Below are 6,657 nucleotides of genomic sequence, written 5' to 3' on the forward strand. Positions count from 1 at the left end.
GGCGCGGACCGGCAGGCGAAGTAGCCCCGCCAGTAGCCGCGTAGCCCGACCGCCTCGTACGCCGCTCGTGCCCGGGGGTGAAAGTAGGTGACGGCACCCCGGCGAGCGTGGCGCCCGCGCCACCGGCCAGGGCGATCACCACCGCGGTCGGGACCAGGTCAGCGGCACCGGCGAGGACGAGCAGCGCCACCGCCGCGGACACGGCGGCCTCCGGTGCGGCCCGGCGGGGGACGAGGAGGCGGAACGGGTACGCGAGGAGCACGGCGGTCGCCTTCGTGAGGGGGCACGGGGGCGGTGCGGCGGTGAGGGGCACCGGACGTTGCGGGTCCACTGCCCAACAATCGAGAACGAACGGCGGCCAGATCGGTTACGTGTCGGTCACCCGGCGAAGCCAGTGACCCGTGTCACTGTACGGCCTGACGGCCGGCCGGGCACCGCCCGCCGGGAGCCCGACCGGCCGGTGGTGGGATCATCAGAGGGTGAGTAAGCCCGACACCGTCCGCTTCCGGTACAACCAAGCCATCCTGGTGGCCGCGGTCATCGCCTTCATCGGTGCCCTGCCACTGGCCAACGCCCGGACGTACCTGCTGCCGGTGCTGCTCGTCCCCCTCGCCGTCGGGGTGTGGGCCTGGCGGGCCGGCACCGACGCCGACGCCCGGGAGCTGCGCCTGCGGGCACTTGCGGGGCAGCGCCGGATCGGCTGGGAGCGGGTCGTCGAGCTGGTCACCGACCCGCGCGGGCGGGCGGTCGCCCGGCTCGACGACGGACAGCAGGTCGTCCTGCCGGCGGTACGCGGCGCGGACCTGCCCCGGCTGGTCTCCGCCACCGGCCAGGAACTGCCCGACACGGCTGGCTGAGGTCCCGTCAGTACCCGTCGACCACCGTGTTGATCAGCGGCTCGCCGGCGGCGAACCGCCGCACCTGATCGCCGACCAGCCGGTAGGCCCGCGGCAGCAGCCCCCGCACCGATCCGGCCACGTGCGGGGTGAGCAGCACGTTCGGCATCGTCCAGAGCGGAGAGTCGGCGGGCAGCGGCTCGGGGTCGGTGACGTCCAGCGCCGCCGAGATCCGGCCGGTGCCCAGCTCGGCGACGAGCGCCTCGGTACGGGCCACCGGCCCCCGTGCCCCGTTGACCAGCAGCGCCCCGTCCGGCATCGCGGCCAGGAACTCCTTGTCGATCAGGCCGCGGGTCGCGTCGGTGAGCGGCACCAGCACCACCACCACGTCGGCCTCGGGCAGGAGCCGGGGCAGCTCGTCGACGCCGTGCACCCGCTGCGCGGGCCGGGCGGTCCGCGCCACCAGGGTGAAGCTGACGTCGAACGGGGCGAGCCGGTCCCGTACCGCGGTGCCGATCGACCCGGCCCCGACGATGAGCACCCGTTTGCCGGTCAGCTCGTCGGTCGGGGCGACCTCCTGGAAGGCCCACCGCCGTTCGGCCTGCGCCCGGACGAAGGCCGGGAACGCCCGCAGCTGGGCCAGGATCGCGGTGACGACCCACTCGGCGGTGGACGGGTCGTGCACGCCTCGGGCGTCGCACAGCGTGACGCCCGCCGGCATCCGGCCGGCCCAGGCGTCCGCCCCGGCGGAGAGCAGCTGCACCGCCGCCAGATCGGGCAGCTCGTGCAGCAGGGCGGTCGCGTCCGAGCCGGCCAGGAACGGTGGCACCCAGAACCGCACGTCGGTCACCGCCGAGGGCAGCCGGTCGGCGTGCTCGACGACCTCCACCGTCACGTCCGGGGGCAGCTCGCCGATGAGGTCCAGGCCGACCTGGTGCGGGATCCATACCTTCACGTCCGCCGACGATAGCCTCCGTCACGACGGACGGTGCGGGCACGGCGGCAAACGGGGAGCCTCGGGTGGCGGCGCCGGGGCGAGCGAGCCTCGGCACAACGATGTTAGGGCCGGGCGCGGGCGCGGTATAACGAAGCCCAGTTCGGCCTCCACCCCGGCAGACAGGTTCGTGATGACCGACAGCTCCCCCGCCCGCCCGCGGCCCGCGATCGCCGCACCCGCGGCGCTCAGCGACCCGGCACGGCTGCGGGCACTCGCCGACACCGGGCTGGACGCCGCCCCGGACGAGGCGTTCGAGCGGTTCGCCCGGCTGGTCAGCGACCTGCTGGACGTGCCGGTCGCGCTGGTCTCCCTGGTCTCCGACGACCGGCAGTTCTTCCCGGGTGCGGTCGGGTTGCCGGAGCCCTGGGCGGAACGCCGGCACACCCCACTGAGCCACTCGTTCTGCCAGCACGTCGTGGACATCGAGGTGCCCATGGTGCTGCCGGACGCCCGGCTCTACCCCCGGGTACGCGACAACCCCGCCATCGACGACCTCGGCGTGGTCGCGTACGCGGGGATGCCCCTGACCGACCTCTCCGGCCGGGTGCTCGGCTCGCTCTGCGCCATCGACAGCAAACCACGGGTCTGGACCGCCGGGCAGCTGCGAACGCTGGCCGACCTGGCCGCCGCCTGCTCGTCGGAGCTGCGACTGCGGATCGCGCTGGACGGCGCGCGGGAGGACCGCCGACGGGTCGTGCAGGCGCACGAACGGCTGGAACTGCTCGCCGGGGTGAGCGAGACGCTGGGCGGCACGCTGGACGTGGGCACCGCGCTGCGCCGCCTCGCCGCCACCATGGTGCCGCTGCTCGCCGACTGGTGCCTGCTCACCCTGGTCGGGCCGACCGGCCAGCCCCGCGAGGTCGTCGCCGTGCACCGCGATCCGGCCCGGACGGCGGACGTCGACCGCTTCGCCACGCTGCTGCGCACCGGGCTCAGCGCCGACTCGATCATCCGGGCGGTGCTGCGGACCGGCCAGCCCCGCCTCGGTGGGGTGGCGTCGCTGGCCGACGTCACACGGGGGACCACGCACCCGGAGATGGCGACGATCGCCCGCCGCCTGGGCATCGCCTCGTACCTGAGCGTGCCGGTGCGGGCCGCCGGCGGCACCGTGCTGGGTGCCATCACCCTCGTCAACGACGCCCAGCGCCAGCAGTTCGACGACCGCGACCTGCTCACCGCGGTGGACATCGGCCGCCGGGCCGGACAGGCGATCGGCAACAGCTCGATGTACGACGAACAGCGGCACGTCGCCGAGGTCCTGCAGCACAGCATGCTGCCGCGGCTGCCGGGCGTGGCGGAGCTGGAGCTGGCGGCCCGCTACCAGCCGGCGGCCGACCGGGTGGCGGTGGGCGGCGACTGGTACGACGCGTTCGTCCAACCCGACGGGGATCTGATCGTCGCGATCGGGGACGTCGCCGGGCACGACATCGAGGCGGCGGCGACCATGGGTCAGCTGCGCAACCTGGTGCGCGGCAACGCGTTCGGCCGACCGGACACCGTCGGCGAGCTGATGACCCACCTGGACGGCGCGATGCGCGGCCTGCGCCTGCCGATCCCGGCCACCGCGACGCTGGTCCGGATCTGTCCCGAGCGCTCCGGCGTCCGGGAGATGACGTGGTGCAACGCGGGGCACCCGCCGGCAATGCTGGTCCGCGCCGGCGGGGCGGTGGAGATCCTCGAAGCGCCGCCGGAGCCGTTGCTCGGCCTGGCTCGCCCGTCGCGGCGAACCACCCGGTCGACCAGCCTGGCCCTCGGCGACACGCTGCTGCTCTACACGGACGGGCTGATCGAACGGCGGGACCGGCCCATCGACGACGGGCTGGCCGAGCTGGTGGCCCGTCTGGCCGGCACCGACACGCTGCCCCTCGACGAGCTGTGCGACCTGCTGCTCACCTCGATCGGGCACCGTGCGGACGACACCGCGCTGCTGGCCGTACGGGCCCGCTGACCGGTCCATCCGGGATCACCGGCCCCGCCGCTGGCGGCCGTTCGAATCCCGTCGGGCCCGGCCGAGCCGGCCGGCGGGCTACCCTGGGCCGGGTGAGCGCCCGTCCCCCGTACTCTCGCATCCGCCGCCTCCGGGTGGCCCTCGCCGCGTCCTGCGCGGCGCTGCTCCTCACCGCCGGTTGCAGTTTCGGCGAGCCGGAGCCGGACCCGGCCGGTGAGCCGCCCAACCTGCCGACCCCGTCGACGTCGGCCAGTCCTGGCGGCGCCGGCCAGCAGGCGGTGGCGACCGTGCTCGCCAAGGGGCTGCGGGTGCCCTGGGCCATCGCCTTCCTGCCCGACGGCGGGGCGCTGGTCACCGAACGGGACAGCGGCCGAATTCTCCAGGTCGGGCCCGAGTCCGGGCCGGACGGGATGCGGATCCGGGTGGTGCACACGATCACCGACGTGGCGGCGGCGGGTGAGGGCGGCCTCCTGGGCATCGCCGTCTCCCCCGGCTACGACCGGGACCGGACGGTCTTCGTCTACTACACCGCCGAGCAGGACAACCGGGTCGTCCGGTTGCAGCTCGGCGGGCAGCCCACCCCGATCCTCACCGGCATCCCGAAGGCCAACGTGCACAACGGCGGCGGGCTGGGCTTCGGCCCCGACGGGCAGCTCTACGTCAGCACGGGGGACGCCGGCCAGCGCCCGAATTCCCAGGACGTGAAGAGCCTCGGCGGCAAGATCCTGCGGGTCACCCCGGACGGCAAGCCCGCCGCGGGCAATCCGTACCCCGGTTCCCCTGTCTGGTCGCTGGGGCACCGCAACGTGCAGGGCTTCGCCTGGGACGCCGCCAAACGGATGTACGCCGTCGAGTTCGGCCAGAACACCTGGGACGAGATCAACCAGATCACCAAGGGTGGCAACTACGGCTGGCCCGAGGTCGAGGGGCGGGCCGGCGACAAGCGGTACACCGACCCGATCACCCAGTGGGGGACCTCGGACGCGTCCTGCTCCGGCCTGGCCGCCACGGACCGGCTGCTGGTCACCGGCTGCCTGCGCGGCAAGCGGCTCTGGGTGATGGAGCTGACCGACACCGGAACGCTGCTCGGGCAGCCCAGCGAACTGCTCACCAACCGGTACGGCCGGCTGCGAGCGGTGGCCGCCGCGCCGGACGGGTCGCTCTGGGTGAGCACCTCCAACCACGACGGGCGGGGCGACCCGGCGGCCGACGACGACCGTCTCCTGCGGGTGGTCTTCGCCGGCGGCGACGGCGGTCGCAGCTGATTCGCGTCACCATCCGGTCAGGTTTGCCAAGATCCTCCGACGGGCAGGTCAGACTCTCAGCATGGACGGGCAGCACGACGAGCAGCACGACGACGCCGGTGACCGGGACGAGCCGGTGACCGGTGCCGCGTCGCGGCGGTCGGCGGGTCGACCGGCCGGCCGGCCCGGTCCCGTGCGCCGCACCGCGGTCATCCTCGCCGTGCTCGCCGTGGCCCTGGCCGGGGCGGTCCTCGGGGTGCTCGCCGGCGGCCGGGTGGACACCGACATCGGCCCGTTCCGGGCCAACCTCACCCTCACTCCCGCCAGCGCGGGCGGCACCACCGTCGACGTGCCGCCGCTCGGCGCGCTGCTGCTCGACAGCCACGACGGGCCGACGCACCTCACCGTACGACTGGGCGCACTGGACCAGGGGCGCACCGAGGCGCTGCTCGACGACCCGGCCAGCATCAGCCGGGCCAGCCAGAGCGCCGTCGAGGACGTCCGGTCCGGGGTGATGCGGCTCGGCCTGCGGACTCTCGCCTCGGCGGTGCTGGTCACCCTGATCCTGGCCGGGCTGGCCTTCCGCGACGTGCGGCGTACCGCCTGGGCCGGCGGGCTGGCGCTGCTGGTCACCGCCGGCAGCCTCGGCACGGCGGCGGCCACCCTGCGACCGCAGGCGATCGAGGAGCCGCGCTACGAGGGGCTGCTGGTCAACGCGCCGGCGATCGTCGGTGACGCCCGCCGGATCGCCAACGACTACACGAAGTACGCCGAGCAGCTGCAACGCATCGTCGGCAACGTCAGCCAGCTCTACACCACGGTGTCGGCGCTGCCGGTGTACGAGCCGGCCCCGGGCACCACCCGGGTGCTGCACGTCTCCGACATGCACCTCAACCCGACCGGTTGGCAGCTGATCCGGACGGTCGTCGAGCAGTTCGACATCGACGTGGTGATCGACACCGGGGACATCACCGACTGGGGCAGCGAGCCGGAGGCGTCCTTCGTCGGCTCGATCGGCCTGCTGAAGAAGCCGTACGTCTTCATTCGGGGCAACCACGACTCCGGCCGTACCGGCGCCGCGGTGGCCCGCCAACCGAACGCGATCGTGTTGAACAACTCGACGACCACGGTCGCCGGGCTGACCATCGCCGGCATCGGCGACCCGCGCTTCACCCCGGACAAGAACACGTCCCCGGCCGGCAGCGGGCTGACCCAGCAGGTGGCCGACCAGGTGATCGGGGCCGGCGAGCAGTTGGCCACCACCGTGCGCCGCTCACCTCGACCGGTGAACATCGCGCTGGTGCACGACCCGGCGTCGGCCGGGCCGCTCGCCGGCACCTGCCCGCTGGTGCTGGCCGGGCACACCCACGCCCGGCAGATCTCCAAGCTGCCCCAGGCGCCCGGGCAGCAGCCCACCACGCTGATGGTGGAGGGCTCCACCGGCGGCGCCGGGCTGCGCGGCCTGGAGGGTGAGAAGCCGACCCCGCTGTCGATGAGCGTGCTCTACTTCGACCAGCAGAAGATGCTCCAGGCGTACGACGACATCACCGTCGGCGGCACCGGGCAGGCCCAGGTCAACCTGGAACGGCACGTGGTGGAGGGCCGGACCGCCGGCCCGTCCCCCTCGGTCAC

At 74.1% G+C, this 6,657-nt stretch carries 6 protein-coding genes; 4 read left to right on the forward strand and 2 right to left on the reverse strand.

The genetic code is table 11. The annotated features are described in order from the left end of the window. Nucleotides 1-262 (reverse strand): hypothetical protein (locus tag EAD98_RS31735; RefSeq protein ID WP_233584039.1); only part of this gene is annotated, 262 nt, incomplete at its 3' end. 217 nt (nucleotides 263-479) lie between these two features. Here EAD98_RS31735 and EAD98_RS30595 point away from each other — a divergent pair. After that, nucleotides 480-857 (forward strand): PH domain-containing protein, encoded by a 378-nt coding sequence (locus tag EAD98_RS30595; protein WP_121657411.1) that lies wholly within the window; start codon nucleotides 480-482, stop codon nucleotides 855-857. A 7-nt stretch (nucleotides 858-864) separates the two neighbouring features. Here the strand turns inward: EAD98_RS30595 and EAD98_RS30600 are convergent, their stop codons facing one another. Continuing rightward, nucleotides 865-1,791 (reverse strand): 2-hydroxyacid dehydrogenase, encoded by a 927-nt coding sequence (locus EAD98_RS30600; protein ID WP_121657407.1) that lies wholly within the window; start codon nucleotides 1,789-1,791, stop codon nucleotides 865-867. A 172-nt stretch (nucleotides 1,792-1,963) separates the two neighbouring features. On the opposite strand from EAD98_RS30600, the gene EAD98_RS30605 reads away from it, so the two are divergent. From EAD98_RS30605 to EAD98_RS30615, 3 genes are all read left to right on the forward strand, one after another. Continuing rightward, nucleotides 1,964-3,781: a SpoIIE family protein phosphatase gene (locus tag EAD98_RS30605; RefSeq protein ID WP_121657408.1), complete on the forward strand. Its 1,818-nt coding sequence runs from the start codon at nucleotides 1,964-1,966 to the stop codon at nucleotides 3,779-3,781. 92 nt (nucleotides 3,782-3,873) lie between these two features. After that, nucleotides 3,874-5,046, forward strand: a complete 1,173-nt coding sequence (locus EAD98_RS30610; protein WP_121657409.1) for a sorbosone dehydrogenase family protein — start codon at nucleotides 3,874-3,876, stop codon at nucleotides 5,044-5,046. A 61-nt stretch (nucleotides 5,047-5,107) separates the two neighbouring features. After that, nucleotides 5,108-6,657, forward strand: a 1,550-nt coding sequence (locus EAD98_RS30615) for a metallophosphoesterase (protein ID WP_121657410.1), incomplete at its 3' end; no start/stop codon positions are given.

Source organism: Micromonospora sp. CV4 (assembly GCF_003667455.1).
GTDB lineage: Bacteria > Actinomycetota > Actinomycetes > Mycobacteriales > Micromonosporaceae > Micromonospora.